The following is a 17,290-nucleotide window of genomic DNA, read 5'->3' as shown; positions in this document are numbered from 1 at the left end:
TCGCTACTCTCCAGATGTACGGAGTTTTTTCAAAAATCAAATAGGAGTCCTATAGAATACTTTTCCTTGCATAGTCAGTGGTGTGCTGAATAGATATTTATATTACTGTTGTCAATATAAAAGATGTGTTGCTGACAAAACTACTTACACAAAATTTGAAACACTGTCAATACTGCGTAAGTCTTATGATTAGCACAAGCGCCACTTTTAAATATTTGGGAATGTGAGGAATGTCAATTTTTGTTAAGCGCAAAATCCGCGATGCCTACGGCGGGCTACGCCAACGCCAAACGCTACAGCCAAGCACCGAACGTGAGTTCAAACGCCAATTTTTCGGTTTACTTCTGGTAATTATAACGTGGAGTTTAGCTATGGGCTGGCTTCTAGCTTTGGCAACTAACGCCCAAAGTGCGACTCCTCCCGCAGAAATTGGCACTGTTGATGTAGTACCTGCACAATACCAATTGGGGCAAGAACTTTATTTAGAAAACTGCTCCAGATGTCACATTGCCATACCGCCAGCCGTTTTACCTACCCAAACTTGGAAAAATATCCTGCAAGACTCGCAGCACTACGGCGCACAACTCCAGCCTTTAGTCGATCCGCAACGCATCTTGGTGTGGAAATATCTTTCGACTTTCTCCCGCGTGCAGCTAGACGACGAAGAAACACCATATCGCCTCAACAACTCGCGTTATTTCAAAGCTTTGCATCCAGGAGTTGAGTTATCACGTCCCGTCCAGGTTGGCAGCTGTGTCAGTTGTCATCCCAGTGCTAATGATTACAATTTCCGCCGCCTGACAGCAGAGTGGAAGTGAGGAGTGAGGAGTGAGAAGTGAGGAGTTGAAAAATTCATAACTTATAACTCATAACTCATAACTCATAACTCCTAACTCTATTCCCCCACACCCTCTCTGGCCCCATCTGGGGGCAAAATGATACTATGAAGAAAGAGTAAATATAAGATAAGAGTTCAACCCAATCAGTTTATTAAATGATTGGCTAGTTTTTATCCTGCTTTTGAGGTAATTCTCATTTCACACCCACCCATCCACGACCAAGACGTTTGGACTGGGTTAAATGTTTATAATCAATGCCGACCCTTTAATTCCCATCCCCCTTGATTCAGTTCTATAACCTGCCATGCTAAAACTTTTGTTGGGCGACCCCAACGCTCGTAAGCTTAAAAAATACCAACCTTCTGTTACTGAAATTAACCTTTTAGAGGAAGAAATTAAGGTTCTTTCCGATGATGAGTTAAAAGGTAAAACCGTTGAATTTAAACAACGGCTCGCTAAAGGCGAAACCCTAGATGACATATTGCCAGAAGCTTACGCCGTTGTTCGGGAAGCAGCACGGCGAGTATTAGGCTTGCGGCATTTTGATGTCCAACTCCTTGGCGGTATTATTTTGCACGTGGGGCAAATTGCCGAGATGAAAACTGGTGAAGGTAAAACACTAGTCGCTACCTTGCCAAGTTACTTAAACGCCCTTACTGGTAAAGGTGTACACGTCATCACCGTAAACGATTACCTAGCTCGTCGAGACGCTGAATGGATGGGACAGGTGCATCGCTTCTTGGGGCTGAGTGTGGGGCTAATTCAGTCAAGCATGACTCCTAATGAACGCCAGAAAAACTACGACTGCGATATCACTTATGTTACCAACAGCGAGGTCGGCTTCGACTATCTGCGGGATAACATGGCGACATCAATGGCAGATGTGGTACAACGCCCGTTTAATTATTGCGTAATTGACGAGGTGGACTCGATTTTAGTTGATGAGGCGCGGACACCACTGATTATTTCTGGGCAGGTGGAAAGACCTACAGAAAAATATCTGCAAGCCGCTGAAATAGCATTCACACTCAAAAAAGACGAGCATTACGATGTGGATGAAAAAGCTCGCAACGTTCTATTGACAGATGAAGGGTTTGCGGAATCGGAAAATCTTTTGGGAGTCACAGATTTATTTGACCCAGAAGATCCTTGGGCGCACTTCATTTTCAATGCAATTAAAGCCAAGGAACTTTTCCTCAAAGATGTAAATTACATCGTCCGCAATGGTGAAGTAGTAATTGTGGATGAATTTACTGGTCGGGTGCTAGCCGGACGGCGTTGGAGTGATGGATTACACCAGGCGATTGAAGCAAAAGAACGCGTAGAGATTCAGCCAGAAACTCAAACTCTAGCGACCATTACTTACCAAAATATGTTCTTGTTGTATCCAAAACTCGGTGGAATGACAGGAACGGCAAAAACCGAAGAACCAGAATTTGAAAAAATTTACAAACTTGAAGTTGCGGTAATTCCCACTAACCGCGATCGCAGACGCGAAGATTTGTCTGATATGGTGTTTAAGACAGAAGCAGGTAAGTGGGGGGCGATCGCCGGAGAATGTGCCGAAATGCACCAACTCGGCAGACCTGTCTTAGTAGGAACCACTAGTGTAGAAAAATCCGAACTTCTCAGCCGCCTATTGAAGGATTTGAAGATTCCTCACGAATTACTCAACGCCCGACCGGAAAACGTCGAGCGTGAGGCGGAAATTGTCGCCCAAGCTGGACGAAAAGGTGCTGTTACCATTGCTACTAACATGGCTGGTAGAGGTACAGACATCATTTTGGGTGGTAACTCCGAATACATGGCACGTCTGAAGCTGCGGGAATACTTCATGCCCCGAATTGTCATGCCAGAAGATGAAGACGCCTTTGGCGTGCAAAGAGCAGCCGGATTGCCTACAGGACATGGTGGTGGTCAAGGCTTTGTCCCTGGTAAAAAAGTCAAAACTTGGCGGGCTTCGCCAGAAATTTTCCCGACTCAATTGACAAAAGAAACAGAAAAACTACTCAAAGATGCAGTAGAAATTGCAGTGCGTGAGTATGGTGAACGCAGTTTACCGGAATTGGAAGCTGAAGAAAAGGTAGCTGTAGCCGCAGAAAAAGCCCCCATTGATGACCCTGTAATTCAGAAATTGCGGGAAGCTTACAACCGCGTAAAACAGGAATACGAACAATTTACTACCCGCGAACATGAAGAGGTAGTGGGTATCGGCGGTTTGCACGTAATTGGTACAGAACGCCACGAATCACGGCGGATTGATAACCAGTTGCGCGGACGTGCAGGAAGACAAGGCGACCCTGGAACCACCAGATTCTTCCTCAGTTTAGAGGATAACCTACTGCGGATTTTTGGTGGCGATCGCGTCGCTGGGTTAATGAATGCCTTCCAAGTGGAAGAAGATATGCCCATCGAATCTGGGATGCTTACCCGGAGTTTGGAAGGTGCACAGAAAAAAGTTGAAACCTACTACTATGACATTCGGAAGCAGGTATTTGAGTATGACGAGGTGATGAATAATCAACGTCGTGCTATTTATGCTGAACGCCGCCGAGTTTTAGAAGGTCAAGACTTGAAAGAACAGGTGATTAAATACGCTGAAAAAACGATGGATGACATCGTTGACTTCTACATCAACATAGACTTACCCTCGGAAGAGTGGGAGTTAGAAAAGCTGGTTGAGAAAGTCAAAGAATTCGTCTATCTGCTAGCGGATTTACAAGCTAGTCAATTAGAAGATATTACAGTCAGCGAGATTAAAGCCTTCCTCCACGAACAGGTACGAATTGCTTACGATCTCAAAGAAGCGCAGATTGACCAAGTTCAACCCGGACTGATGCGCCAAGCGGAACGTTTCTTTATCTTGCAACGCATTGATACCTTGTGGCGCGAACACCTGCAACAAATGGATGCCTTGCGCGAATCGGTGGGATTACGTGGTTATGGGCAAAAAGACCCGCTCATTGAGTATAAGAGCGAGGGGTATGAATTGTTCTTGGATATGATGGTTAACATCCGCCGAGACGTTGTTTACTCGTTGTTCATGTTCCAGCCACAGCCGCAATCGGTAGTGCAGGCTTCGTCTGAGATGGTGTAGTAGGGAATATATTACGCAGAGACGCAAAGGCGCAGGGAGTGCTTTTGCGTCTTTGTGTTTTAAGGCATCTCTCAAAAATATTTTGTTTTCAGGAGTTTGCTGAAACGGGTAAGCTGATACTACCAAGTCTTTAGGGTAAGCAAATGGGGCAAGTAATAGTTACCCTTACTATCACAAATCAAATCGATCGAGTTCTGGCAGAACGAGGTTTTATTTCGTAAGAATTCAGCACCCAGGAGTCATAAGTCAGAATTTAGAAGGAATTCAGCATAAACAGTACATTTACTTATCAAATTTTTTCTTAATTCTTTAAGTATTCTGGCTCCTAAATTCAGAAGGACTGAATTCTTACTTTATTTCTTCGGGTTTCTCGCCTACTTACGTATTCCACTCAGATCGGTACAAAATTGATTTATGGAAACCTTAAGTCATTAGGTATGCAAATGATTTTGTGATTTTGCACCCTGACAGATAAGTATTAAATAAATACAAATAAATAGCTATAAAAATGAATGGTTTGAAACCCAGAGTACCCTCTTTACAGTTGTTATAAAATTAAGAGATAGAAGACCATGCTTGTTCTCCACTGGTAAGCCTTACCATTGAGTTAAGTTCATTAGTAAAAGGAAAGTTAGCTGCAAATACAGCACAATCAATTTAATAATTTATGCAAATCTTTTTAGCTGTATTTTTAACATTCATCTATAGCCAAATACAGCTATTTTTAATGAATTTTTACAGTCAGAATTGCATTATCTACTGCTGTTATCTGGGCTGACTTTTCATAAGCTTTGAACTCAAAAACAAGCATGGTCAGTGAGCGACGTTGAAGTGTCACTTTTACCTACTGTCTTATACTACTATGTGGTATAAGATAGAGGTATAGAAATATTTATAAGAAGCTTTTATGGACATTGCCCATAAAAGTTACCTACAATGTGGTTATGCAAGCTTTAGGAAGCTGTTGCAGATGTATTGGCAGATGCAATAGCTTTATCACCATCAGTAATAGCGCCAGCAAGAGCGCCAGCAAGAGCACCTGAAATCTCAGCGGAAATACCGAATTTGTCTACTTTATAACTGCTTTTCTTAGCAGTAGAATAGCTACGTGCGTAAGCAGATGCAACTCCCCCTTGTACTTGACTAAGATCGGAAGCTTCATCTTCACAAAAACTGAGATCGGAAATTCTTAATCGTTCCATAAAAAAGCTCTCTTTGAAAAACGAATGTATTGCTGAAAGTTTTTGATAACTTTCAGCAATTTTTCTATCTAAAATGCACTGTAGTACACTGTAGGACTAAGGCATATTTAGCCGGCAGAAGAACTAGATGAACCGACACTAGCAGATAGGCTGTATTTCTTGGAGACAGCAACGGTGCTAGTAGCAATGCTGGTGATAGCGATGTTTTTACCAAAAGCGAATGCTTTTGAATTAGCATCTGCAAAAGCTATTCCACCTTGAACATTCTCATTTTCAAGAACGGTTTCTACATGAGAAAGATCGTTGATAATCATGATTTTACTTTCCTAAGAATTAGTAAGGTCAACTGGTTTGTTGTCGTGCCACTACAACTTGTTTTTTAGTGGCATACAAAGAATAGCACTATTAGAATTCGATGAACAGTAGTTTTACGTAAATTTTCTTTTATTAAGGAAAAAACATTCTACTATCAAGTTACTGACCCTATATAGTATTTAAAAATTGTTTGAAAAGTACTTTGCTATGTACTATCAAGTTATTTACAACGTTTAGTATTTAGAGGTTGTTTTAAATGTGTTTCGATATGAGTTTAAGCACTTTTAATTCCCCTAACCTCCAAGTCTATTTCATTCGATCTATTAAGGATATTGTCAACAACATAGACAGTAAATGCAGGGAAGTTAGTAATCGAAAAATTACTATCTCAAAGAGTTAATTTCAGTGCGTTAGCGTTGGCGTAGCCTCTCGTAGAGAAGCCTTGCCGTACCTCTACGGGGAAGCAAGCTACGCAAAGCGTCTCCGACAGGAGAGGGCATCACTATTTTCTTGTGCAATCAGATTTTTTATTCACCTGATTTTTTGCTTGAAACGCTTGTAAATCAGCACCTTTTAGGACATGAAACAGCTTTCCTTGCCCTAACGTCGTCAGGGGTCTTTCATGTCCTTTATTGGTATCAGTAAACTTAAGCTAAAACTCCTTTAATATCTCGTTTCCAGTCAGAGGCTAGAAATACTGCCTCCCATTAAACATTCCCCTGCTCCGACAGGCAATGAGATAAACCGCTAAAAGCTTTAACCTTAAGTTGACACCAATGTAAGTCGTTGCACCTCTACAAATCTAAAAATAGTTGGGGATAATTTATTTTTTGCAAGTCCTTAAAAGAGAAGGATAGTAAGATTTAAAGCCTCTCTCTTTTTAGAATAGATATTGTAAATAACTCTAAGGATAGATTGACAATATATTTGTTCGTCGAATTTATCCTGCCTTCATAGCAAACTGGTTATAATTATCTTCCATCTCCCTCAGAAATGAAATTCTCATTTACACAGTATTTATATGGGACGTGTTCGTTCTAAATCTGACCTACCTACAAAAATCTGTCCGGTATGTCAACGTCCTTTCACATGGCGTAAAAAGTGGCAAGATTGCTGGGACGATGTGAAATACTGCTCAGAACGTTGTCGTCGTCGCCGTTCTGAAGCTCAAAATGAAACCAACCGCGATACAGACGCAAATAGCGCAAGAGATTAATGGAGTTACAGGTGCAACCTAAATTAATTATTCATGGTGGGGCTGGTAGTTCTCTCCACGGTAAAGGCGGATTAGAGGCGGTGCGCCGATCGCTCCATACAGTAATAGAAGAAGTTTATTCTCTGCTATTGTCAGGAGCAACTGCCTCTGAGGCAGTGGTGCGGGGTTGCCTAATGCTCGAAGACAACCCCCGTTTTAATGCTGGTACTGGTTCAGTATTGCAATCTGATGGACAAATCCGTATGAGTGCTTCCCTGATGGATGGTGCATCAGGGCGATTTAGTGGTGTGATTAATATCTCGCGAGTGAAAAATCCGATTGATTTAGCGCAATTTTTACAAAGCTCCCCAGACCGAGTGCTATCAGATTTCGGTTCGGCTGAGTTGGCGCGAGAAATGCAAATTCCCAGCTATAATGCTTTAACTGATTTGCGGTTACAAGAGTGGATACAAGAGCGCCAGGATAATTTTAAAAGCGCAATGGCTGGCGTAGTAGCAGAACCCGAACTGCTAGAAACCAGCAATGCCGGACGCGGTACCATCGGTGTAGTAGCTTTAGATGCATCTGGTAAGTTAGCTGCTGGCACTTCTACTGGTGGTAAAGGATTTGAGCGGATTGGTAGGGTAAGTGATTCGGCGATGCCAGCAGGTAATTATGCTACTAGTAATGCTGGTGTTAGCTGTACTGGCATTGGTGAAGATATCATCGATGAGTGTTTAGCCGCACGAATTGTAGTGCGTGTTACTGATGGGATGTCACTGAAGGAAGCGATGCAGCGTTCCTTTGGGGAAGCCCACGAGAACAAACGCGATTTGGGAGCGATCGCCTTAGATGCTAGTGGAGCGATCGCTTGGGGGAAAACTAGCGAAATTTTACTCGCCGCCTACCATGACGGCGAAAAAGTTGGTGACACTTTGGAATGGACTGGCAACGAACTGATCGGCTATTGTTGAATCAGTTTCAGGGCTTCGGCTAAAATTTCTTGCTGGTCAACCATTGCAGCTAATTGTTCGGCTTCATAACGCCCCTCAAAAGTTTCTAGCGCCGCTCTTTTCAGTGCCACTTGATATCCTTGTTCCAGAATATCGATTAATTCTGCTTGATTCAAGTAAAAGCCACCGGATTTGCGGCGCTTGTTTATTTTGTTGATTTCCCGCACTGTATTTTCTATTGAAACATCCCAAGAGCGAGTAGAACGTTTTTCGGTCTTTTGTTTAATTAAATGGATGAGCAGAATCACACCATAACTATCAATTTTATTGATTTTGTCATTGAGGCTCATTTCTTCTAACTCATCCACCAACAGCAGCGCCTCATGGATTTTGCCTTGTTCTAGAAATTGCCTAAGTTCTAGCAGTTCTTCCATGTATGTTATATGTTGAGATTTTGGCTATATTACTAATCTAGCTAGATTAGACATCTAGCAAAAATCGTAGTTTATAGTCTAAAACCACAGATCGAGCGCGATTAACACCGATGAATTATTTATGTCGATCTGTGGTTTCATTTTCAACATTTTTCCTTCGCCAAGCTGGTTTCACCACCTGACGACTACGGGCAATTACCAGAGAATCATCAGGCACATCTTCTGTCACAGTAGAACCAGCTGCAATGTAGACATCATCTCCCAAAGTGAGTGGAGCCACTAAAACGCTATTGGCGCCAGTTTTTGTGCGATCGCCTATTTTGGTGCGATGTTTCTTTACGCCGTCATAGTTGGCAGTAATTGTACCAGCACCAATATTCACCTGATTACCGACAACAGTATCACCTATATATGACAAATGGGCTGCATTGGTGCGATCGCCTAATTGCGTATTTTTTAATTCCACAAAATTCCCTACACGGCAACCAGCACCCACCTGTACCTGACCGCGCAAATGAGTATAAGGGCCAATTCGGCTTCCGGCTTGCACGGTGCTATTTATGACTACTGAATATTGCACTGTGACATTTTCACTTAACTGACTATTTTCAATTAAACTCCCCGGCCCAATCCGACTTCCTGTTTGGATCGTAGTATTTCCCCGCAGGTGAGTTTGGGGTTCAATAATTACATCCGGCTGCAATTCCACTGTTTCATCAATGGTGATGCTTGTAGGGTCGATGAGAGTGACACCCGCCAGCATCCATTTTTCCTTGACTCGTTTTTGCAAAATTTCGGATGCTGCTGCCAGTTGCAAGCGATCGTTGATACCAAGAATTTCTTGATAATCTTCCACATCCACTGCCATTACTTGTCCTACCTGAGTTACAGCATCGGTAAGATAGTATTCTTTTTGGGCATTGTTTGCCTGGAGATGGGGAAGCACCTTTGCCAAATCTGGCCAGCGAAAGCAGTAAACTCCAGCGTTAATTCGCTGATTTTCTCGTTGAGCAGCCGTACAATCCTTGTGTTCGACCATTTGCTGCACAATATTTTCATCGTTACAAAAAACGCGCCCGTAGCCTGTGGGGTCGGGTAGGTGCGAGGTGAGAATAGTGGCAGAGTTTTGATTTTGGACATGAGTTTGTAACATCTGCTTAAGAGTTTCGCTGCGTATTAACGGTAAATCGCCGTTAAGTACCAGTAAATCTCCTGTGTAATTTTCCAAGTGAGGAAGTAATTGCTGGATAGCATGACCTGTCCCCAATTGCACAGTCTGTTCGACAAACTCCAAACTGGGAATTGAATGCATGGCGGCTTGGACTTCCTCAGATTGATATCCCACAATCACGATTCGCCGTGAGGGCGAAAGTGGTTCTACACTTTCGAGAACTCTCTCTACTAGCGATCGCCCACCCAAAGAATGTAAAACCTTGGGTAAGCGTGATTTCATCCGTGTGCCGCGTCCCGCCGCTAGAATTGCTACAACTACCATAATTAGCTATCAGCTATCAGTGAAATTGTGATTAGTGCTGTTAGTACTTTAAAATCTCGGCTCAAATCATACCAGCTAATCATAGAAGACTGAAAATATCAAAAAATTCAGAATTCAGGAGTCGGTATAACTTTTACTCATAAAAAGCAGAGATTATAATAATGCAAATTAGCGTTCATTACAGCAGCTACAAATCATTACTCCCTATTCCTCAGTCTTCCCATTTTCCTGAAAAGAGCAAATAAACTCTGCAAACTGCTGCATTAGTTTGGGGTTACGCCAACCAGAATCAGCTTCTTCTTGCATCACTAAAAGGGCTTCTGTTGAAGTAAAAGCTCTTTTGTAAGGTCGTTCACTAGTCAGGGCATCATAAATATCAATTAACTGAAATACTTGCGCTAGATAAGGAATATCATCCTCCTTGAGTCGATCGGGGTAGCCTGAGCCATCCCAACGTTCGTGGTGATGACGAATAATCGGAATTACACCGCGCATACTGCGTAGTGGTTGGCAGATTTTTTCTCCAATCAAAACGTGCTGCTGCATAATTTGCCAATCTTCGGGGGTGAGTTTGCCTTTTTTTAGCAGCACAGCATCGGGAATACCCACCTTTCCGATATCGTGGAGATAACCACCCCACATCAAATCTCGAATTTGATAGCGTGTGAGGTTGAGGTATTCACCAAAAACTTGTCCCAGTTTTACTAGACGTTCGCAATGGTTGCCTGTATTGGGATCGCGACTTTCGATAGACATGGCAATGGAAAACAGTACTTGTTCGGCATGGTCTAAATCTTCGTTCAGACGCTTCTGCCGCACCAAGGACTTTACACGCGCCGCTAGTTCCACCCGATCGAAGGGTTTGGTGAGAAAATCATCTGCCCCAACTTCAATTCCCCGAATGCGCGATCGCCTGTCATTTAACGCTGTAATAAAAATTACTGGGATTAGCCTAGTCTGCTCATCTTGTTTAAGCAATTGGCACACTTCAAATCCATCCATTCCTGGCATCATCACATCCAGCAAAATCAAATCTGGTTGTTTTTGAGTTACCAATCCCACAACAATAGACCCAGTGTCCGCCTCAATCACTTCATATCCTTCCATTCCCAAGAGGGCAACAGCAGTCATCCGGCTGGCGGCATGATCGTCAACAACTAAAACCTTCGGCGGATCTAAATCAAACCCATTCACTTTAGAACCTTTGGCTTGTAATGTTCTAGAGACCAATGAATCTTCATCACAATTAACATCAGATTTTATCCAAGAAAACATTGCTTGCCTATCTTCAAGCATAAGGTCTCCTTGAGATAAGCCTAAAGAATAACCCTCCGCATTTTGCGATTCTACAGCATGATTTGAACCGATACTCTTCACTGTGCTAATGGGGTTTGACCCATTAACAATTTTTTCTGTAAAGCCTGTATGGTTGGATTTCCATTGAATCACAAAGGCACTCCAAGTTTTTGCACAAGTTAGTTAACAGCGTTAGATTTTAAAAACAAATTTAAGATTTGACTGTATCTGAGTCAGAATTTCGATATGGATTATGGATGATGTCAAGCTGCGGATGGAATTTTTCGCAGCATGTATCTTTTATGTTACGAACAAGATGTATCTTGTTGTCAAATTTTTTGCTTTTAATTCCAGTATTATAAATTATCACAAATGTTAAATCAGGTTTTTTACGGAGATTTTTTAGCCTCGTGGCGTCAGAAACCGTTGTAATTGAACAATTTATATCAAAATATCGGATTTGGAGTTTCAAGTCTTTATAGTAATCATTTAGATATAATTTTTTTACTCAGTTATAGGAATAATCTAGTACCGTAAAATATGATGTGATATTGAATACTAACATATAGTTAAGCTATTTGACTCGTAAAAACTCGTTGAATTAGGCTTGCAGTCCATAGACGTAGTATATTGTATGATATTGTAATCAAACTACAAACTAGTTCCCATAAAATCCCTACCTTGTGTTCCCAATAACCACCTTTTTCGCCAATGAGAGGAAGGTTCTAGGCAAGAGGTTTCTTGCTCCTGTTGTCGCCGCCTGACTATGACTTCAGTTGGATCGCTCAATTGAGGATCGCGATAGGGAATAGCAGCACGAGTTAGCAAGTGTTCTTTTTCAACTTCTGAAAGGGTAGTGAATAGGGAGTCGTCTTTAGACTCAGCATTTTGAGAATGTGTTGCCACGGTACCAGGCGATCGCCTTCCTACAGGTGGGGTAGAAGATATAACCAAGCCAGCAGACAAAAGTGCTGTACGTACAGCAGCAGCACAAGAATAAGTGGCTAATAAACCATCTGGATGTAAACACAATGAGAGTTGTTGAATAAATTCAACAGTCCATAATTGAGGACACTGTGGTGGTGAAAAGGGATCGAGGAAAATTGCATCTGCCCAGAAACCCGACTGACGTACTAGCGCAATTGTAGTTCTAGCATCACCAATCAGTAACTTCGCTTTCAAGCAAGGTGTTTGTACTTGATGCTTAAAAGCTAGCTTTTTCAAAATTTCAATATAGTTACAGTTCCAATTGTCGAACAACTGATGGGCGATCGCCGCTTGTGGCACTGCTGGATTCAGTTCTAAACCGATTATTTCAACACAACAACTAGGATTCACGTCCCAAATTGTTTGCAAAGCAGCAGCTGTGTTATATCCCAGACCATAACAAACATCCAATAGTCGCAAGACAGGTTTTTGCGCTGCTGTAGCCAGTTGAGTAGGTTCTACAAACTTGCAAAAACTTTCCTGCGTAGCTCCATAATGGCTGTGAAAGGATTCACCAAACTCTTGAGAGACAAAGGTGAAAGAACCATCTGCTGTTAACTTAGGTGTAAAATTCTCGAAGTCTGACATTTGACAAAAAACTAAATTAGGACTTACGTAAGTGTCATATTTTTTTGATATAGGTTGTCCAGAGTAAAAAGTCAAGAGTCCAGAGTTTTTTGACCTTTGAGCCTTGACCGAATAATGGGGAAATTTGGGATAATTAAGAAACCAAATGAATCAACTATCGAATCCATAAAACTAGAGTACGAGAAGAAAACAATATTTGATGAAAGATTAATTCAATAAAGGGTATATGAATAAAATAGAACTGGATAAAAAATTAAATCATGGAGAACAATGGGGGTATAAAAAAGAAACTGATAATGATGAATACTTAGGCTGGATTTTAATTAATAAACTCCCGAAGTTGACATTTACACCGAAGAGAGAAGATTACTTAGAAGAATCCCTCTATTTAATCAAAATCAGAGAAGCCGAAAAAAGACAGAAAACACCATATCATGTACTTATCAAAGAACTACGGCGAGATGTTCATGAAAGCGGAGAATATGAAACAGGAGAGGACATTAGGCAAAAAGATAACTATTACTTTTCTTATATAGATGAATTAGAAAAGTTTATTGAGGAATTAGGATACAGCTTTGATAATATTAAGCACAGAAGTGAAATAGATGCACCTTAGTAGAATTGAATCGATTCTGTAGTTTGGGTCGAACAAAGCAAAACCCAACATTCAGATGATGATTTTTTGCGGCGATGGCGGCTAATTAAGAGCAATTCTACTCGTCTTTGCCATCCGCGATACAAAGGAAAAATATCTGCATTTCGTTAACTAAAGAAAGAGCAAGCTGTTTGGCAACTTAGTATTCGTTCCTTAACCCAACCTATAAGCGATCGCTAGACTTCGGTACAAAAGATGATAAAGTCATCATTGGTAACGTTATCCTACAGTACAAAAACCTGATTAGCGCGATCGCAACTGATGACATTGCCACCACCAACCAAGCACAAACAGTAGTAATAAATCGTATTTGTGCCAGTTGCGTAAGTCCTTTAAGATAATGCCCAATTCCCAATGCCCAATTCCCAATTTGTTGTTTCGCCAGCTTGGCTGTTTGAACATCTAGAAGATCCACAAGTCGTTATTGTGGATTGTCGCTTTTCTTTAGCCGATCCACAACTAGGACAACAACAGTATCAAACAAGTCACATAGAGGGTTCATATTACTTAGATTTGAATCAGGATCTTTCCAGTTCAGTGGGTAAGCATGGTGGAAGACATCCTTTACCTAACCCTAATGATATAGCTAACAAATTGGCAGCGATTGGGGTAAATTACCAAAAAAGTTTAGTTGTAGCTTATGATGATTCGCGCTTTGCCTTTGCATCTCGTCTCTGGTGGCTGTTGCGCTATCTAGGACATGAGCAAGTAGCAGTACTGGATGGCGGCTTGGCTGGATGGCAAAAAGCTGGATATTCTGTTACAGATGTTATTCCTTCCCCCCGAATGGGTACGTTTGTCCCTCAAGTACAAACAGAAAAGGTGGTAGATATTACAAAGGTGAAAAGCCGGAAAGATAGCCACGAGGTAGTATTGGTAGATTCAAGAGAGAGCGATCGCTACCAAGGCGAACGAGAGCCAATCGATCGCATTGCTGGACATATTCCCGGTGCAGTCAACTATCCCTGGCAAGAAGTTACAGACTCTTCCGGCTACCTACTCCCCCCAGAAGAACAACACCGTCGCTGGGAAAAGCTAAAAACAGCCGAAGAAATATTGGTATATTGCGGTTCTGGCGTTACTGCTTGTGTGAATTTACTTTCTTTAGAATTAGCTGGTATTAGCAAGGGTAAACTTTATGCTGGTAGCTGGAGTGATTGGATTTCTTATTTATAGTCATTAGTCATTGGTCATTGGTCATTTGTCATTAGTCATTAGTTTTTAATAAAGGATAAATCACATTGGTCATTGGTCATTGGTCATTAGTTTTTAATAAAGGACAAAGGACAAATGACAAATGACAAATGACAAAGGACAAATGACAAATTTCAAAACCGACCTAATTGCAAACCATAATTAATACTGAAGAACCAACCATCAAAATCAATGTTTTCGGCGGTTGAACTACCTAAACTTACTCCAGCCTGGACATTCATATAAATGGTATCGGATATTTGGTAATTTAAGTGTCCGAATAGTCGATAAAATTCGTCTTCTCGATCGCGCTGTGTAAAGTCTGATAAACTCATTTGGTAGTCAACACCAACCTGGAGAGGCTTTTGCAAGTAGTAGTTCAGAGATACCCAAAAGGAATTGATTATCCGATTACGACTTTGGGGATCGGCAAAATTTACACTCAACTCGTAGAAGCTATCTAGGGTTAATCTTGAAGTTAGGGGATCTCGGCGTCCCAAAGATAGCTGTAGGGAATTTTCATTTAAAAAGCGATCGCCTGCTTTGAAGCTATCGGGGCGATCGCTGCTATTGGCATAAAATAACTGTTGATTGCTCCAACGGATTTCTCCAAACATTCGTTGGGATAGCTGCTGGTAAAGACTGAGATTGAATCTCACCTGATTGTAATGATATTGTGACTGATTTATATAACGAATCAGATTGCCATCGATTGAGCCATTTAAAAAAGTCTTAGATCCTAAAGGAAAATATGTAGAGGCTAATGTCAGTCCAGAAATAATTAAACCATCTTCTATGGGACTATCATTTGATGAAAATATGTTATTCGTTTGGAAGTAGCCGACACGTCCTTGTAGATAACCGATAGGTTTAAACTGAGGTACAGGTTGTTCTGTTGGTGGTGGTAGCTGTTGTTCTAAGGGTTGTTGTTCTAGGGGTCGTAACCGCACCCGTAACCCCAATTCGCGATCGCTATTAGATTCAAACGGTTGTTTTGGCGATCGTAGCAGTTCTATCAACCTATCTCGCCTTTGAGAATACTCTCCCTCAGGTAAATTTAATAGTTGCTCCTTTGAGTCTGAAGGAGATATGGGCAAATTATTTGGCGGAGATTCTAGCTGTGGCGGTTCATTTTGCTTTTGAGTATCTATAGGTTCTTCGGTTTGATCTGGGATTTGAGTCGTTTCTGGTGTTTGCTGTGCTAGATTTAACGGCATCTGAGAGTCTAAAGTATGTGACTCACTCGACAGCTTGCACAAAGAGTTAATTGCTTTTTGCTCCAACTTATGACATAACTGCTCATGAGTTACCTGTATAGTTGCTAAATGATTAGAATGCAAAACATCTGTAATTGCAGATTCTGACGCATCTACTCTAATGCAACACCAGCTTCCACCACTGGACGTTAACAAAATACAAAAAAACAAATTTTTCCAGTTATTGAGTCGCATCTGGTTAGATCGCATTGATTGCATTTGGCAAATGTAGACCCACAAGCTGTATTAGAAGTTCCGACTACAAAGATACAGTTGATTGTATCTATATTTAGCTTTGTAGGTATATACTGAAACTACAAACTAAAATTACTGCTTTTCGGATTTTTCCCCAGATTTTTTTGTCAAACTGAGATGTTCCGATAAATTGCTGTTTAAATTTTAGTGAAATACAGCTAGTGGGTAATTTAACAATAAATTTTTAGAAAGTTATTGTCCCTCATAATTAACGATCCTCTAACTGAACTGATTATAAAGGATTATATGTAAGGTACTTCTGATTTAATTATTTATATCAAATACTAACTTTTAAATATGCTACAGACTTTATTGGATACAATTTCATCTTCAGCAGTAAAAGTTAAATCAACTAAATACATACTAAGTACATATAGTAATCAGTAATCCAATTTTATTCATGAACTTGCTTACTTAGAGAAGGAACAGTAGACAGGAAAAAAAGCAATAAATGTGTACTGAGTGTTTTCAAAAATCAAATTTGAGTCATTTATTTCACTGATTATCTATTTTATGCATTAAATCGAAATTAAAATTTAAATTAATTTACCTAAAAAACTCTTACAACAATTAGCATTAGCTTAAAATTTAATTTTTATGATATTAGTTGAAGGTCAAAATTTGTCAAACTATGTTTTATAAATCGTTTCCATTATTGGTGATTGGTTTATGGGGACTTATAGTACTGCCTCTACCAAATCGGGTAAACGCTACAACTCCTCTAACGCGAGCAGAGATTCAGAACCTCCGCAACATCGTACAACTGATACCCAAAGATAAATTCAAGAAACGTCCTGCACGCAAATTAGATGCAATGACCCCTGGAGACGGGCTGTCAACTGGTCGAGCTTCTCTCGCAGATTTGCGTTTTAATGATGGCTCTTTGGCACGAGTTGGAGAACAGGCGTTATTTCAATTTTTGCCGAAGACTCGTGACTTTAAACTGACAAATGGGACTGTGTTGTTGCTCATCCCACCAGGAAAGGGGCAAACACGTATACAAACACCAAATGCAGCAGCAGCAATTCGTGGTTCAGCATTATTTGTACGCTACGACCAACAAACAGACACCACAATTGTAGGTGCGCTAACAAATAGCGGCATTGAAGTTTCTAACAAGAAAGCTTCTCAAACTCAGGTGTTGGAAGCAGGACAAATGGTGATTATAATTAAAGGCGAATTTCAGAGGTTATATGATTTTGATCTCAGAAATTTTTATGAAACGAGCCAGATGGTTCGAGAACTTGATTTGAACAGGCAGAGTCCTGTGCCTACACGCGATCCTGCAATCACCAGTGTTCAAGCCGAAACTGCTGCGGCTTTAAAAGCACAGTCACCTATAAAAGGCGAGGGAGTATTTGAAATGAATCTACCTCCTACACGCAACACCCCAACTGAGACAACATCCGACGCCCCAGCTAAGACAACACCCGACACTTCAGCTAAGACAACACCCGACACTTCAGCTAAGACAACACCCGACACCCCAGCTAAGACAACACCTGTAACCTCAACAGATCCAACACCCG

14 protein-coding genes are annotated in these 17,290 nt (G+C 41.1%); 7 read left to right on the top strand and 7 right to left on the bottom strand.

Annotated features, from left to right (window positions below; all coding sequences use genetic code 11):
- The first annotated feature begins 230 nt into the window (after nt 1–230).
- Both RM049_RS35025 and secA read left to right on the top strand, forming a co-directional pair.
- The gene (locus RM049_RS35025; RefSeq protein WP_322707473.1) at nt 231–818 is read left to right on the top strand and encodes a cytochrome C; all 588 of its coding nucleotides are present in this window, start codon (nt 231–233) and stop codon (nt 816–818) included.
- A 325-nt stretch (nt 819–1,143) separates the two neighbouring features.
- Nucleotides 1,144–3,936: a preprotein translocase subunit SecA gene (secA, locus tag RM049_RS35020; protein ID WP_322707472.1), complete on the top strand. Its 2,793-nt coding sequence runs from the start codon at nt 1,144–1,146 to the stop codon at nt 3,934–3,936.
- A 953-nt stretch (nt 3,937–4,889) separates the two neighbouring features.
- On the opposite strand, the gene RM049_RS35015 is transcribed toward secA, so the two are convergent.
- Together RM049_RS35015 and RM049_RS35010 are read right to left on the bottom strand one after the other, a co-directional pair.
- On the bottom strand, nt 4,890–5,138 hold the full coding sequence (locus RM049_RS35015; protein ID WP_322683975.1) for a hypothetical protein: 249 nt from the start codon (nt 5,136–5,138) through the stop codon (nt 4,890–4,892).
- 107 nt (nt 5,139–5,245) lie between these two features.
- Nucleotides 5,246–5,452, bottom strand: a complete 207-nt coding sequence (locus tag RM049_RS35010; protein ID WP_322683974.1) for a hypothetical protein — start codon at nt 5,450–5,452, stop codon at nt 5,246–5,248.
- A 1,022-nt stretch (nt 5,453–6,474) separates the two neighbouring features.
- Between RM049_RS35010 and RM049_RS35005 the strand changes: the two genes are divergently transcribed.
- Together RM049_RS35005 and RM049_RS35000 are read left to right on the top strand one after the other, a co-directional pair.
- On the top strand, nt 6,475–6,669 hold the full coding sequence (locus tag RM049_RS35005) for a DUF2256 domain-containing protein (protein ID WP_289799005.1): 195 nt from the start codon (nt 6,475–6,477) through the stop codon (nt 6,667–6,669).
- Nucleotides 6,669–7,622, top strand: coding sequence for an isoaspartyl peptidase/L-asparaginase (locus RM049_RS35000; RefSeq protein WP_322683973.1), 954 nt, complete (start codon nt 6,669–6,671; stop codon nt 7,620–7,622). Before RM049_RS35005 ends, RM049_RS35000 begins: the two co-directional genes overlap by 1 nt.
- Here the strand turns inward: RM049_RS35000 and RM049_RS34995 are convergent.
- From RM049_RS34995 to RM049_RS34980, 4 genes are all read right to left on the bottom strand, one after another.
- Nucleotides 7,613–8,035 carry a DUF29 family protein gene (locus RM049_RS34995; RefSeq protein ID WP_322675269.1) on the bottom strand — a complete coding sequence of 141 codons (423 nt, stop codon included), beginning with the start codon at nt 8,033–8,035 and terminating at the stop codon, nt 7,613–7,615. The two genes, RM049_RS35000 and RM049_RS34995, sit on opposite strands and share 10 nt — an antisense overlap.
- A gap of 115 nt (nt 8,036–8,150) precedes the next feature.
- Nucleotides 8,151–9,530 (bottom strand): bifunctional UDP-N-acetylglucosamine diphosphorylase/glucosamine-1-phosphate N-acetyltransferase GlmU, encoded by a 1,380-nt coding sequence (glmU, locus tag RM049_RS34990; protein ID WP_322707471.1) that lies wholly within the window; start codon nt 9,528–9,530, stop codon nt 8,151–8,153.
- Nucleotides 9,531–9,734: 204 nt separating this feature from the next.
- Nucleotides 9,735–10,979: a two-component system response regulator gene (locus RM049_RS34985; RefSeq protein WP_322707470.1), complete on the bottom strand. Its 1,245-nt coding sequence runs from the start codon at nt 10,977–10,979 to the stop codon at nt 9,735–9,737.
- A 498-nt stretch (nt 10,980–11,477) separates the two neighbouring features.
- Nucleotides 11,478–12,401 carry a tRNA (5-methylaminomethyl-2-thiouridine)(34)-methyltransferase MnmD gene (locus tag RM049_RS34980; RefSeq protein ID WP_322707469.1) on the bottom strand — a complete coding sequence of 308 codons (924 nt, stop codon included), beginning with the start codon at nt 12,399–12,401 and terminating at the stop codon, nt 11,478–11,480.
- A gap of 226 nt (nt 12,402–12,627) precedes the next feature.
- Here RM049_RS34980 and RM049_RS34975 point away from each other — a divergent pair, with 226 nt between their 5' ends.
- Nucleotides 12,628–13,017, top strand: coding sequence for a hypothetical protein (locus tag RM049_RS34975; protein ID WP_322675273.1), 390 nt, complete (start codon nt 12,628–12,630; stop codon nt 13,015–13,017).
- A gap of 393 nt (nt 13,018–13,410) precedes the next feature.
- Nucleotides 13,411–14,232 (top strand): sulfurtransferase, encoded by an 822-nt coding sequence (locus tag RM049_RS34970; protein ID WP_322707468.1) that lies wholly within the window; start codon nt 13,411–13,413, stop codon nt 14,230–14,232.
- A gap of 152 nt (nt 14,233–14,384) precedes the next feature.
- Here the strand turns inward: RM049_RS34970 and RM049_RS34965 are convergent, their stop codons facing one another.
- Nucleotides 14,385–15,701: a hypothetical protein gene (locus RM049_RS34965; protein ID WP_322707476.1), complete on the bottom strand. Its 1,317-nt coding sequence runs from the start codon at nt 15,699–15,701 to the stop codon at nt 14,385–14,387.
- Between the two features lie 691 nt (nt 15,702–16,392).
- Here RM049_RS34965 and RM049_RS34960 point away from each other — a divergent pair.
- The coding region (locus RM049_RS34960; protein WP_322707467.1) for a FecR family protein at nt 16,393–17,290 on the top strand (898 nt) is incomplete at its 3' end.

Source organism: Nostoc sp. DedQUE04 (assembly GCF_034530995.1).
Taxonomy (GTDB): Bacteria; Cyanobacteriota; Cyanobacteriia; order Cyanobacteriales; family Nostocaceae; genus Nostoc.
Note: the sequence above shows the minus strand (reverse complement) of the source record. Positions and strands in the feature narration are given on the sequence as shown.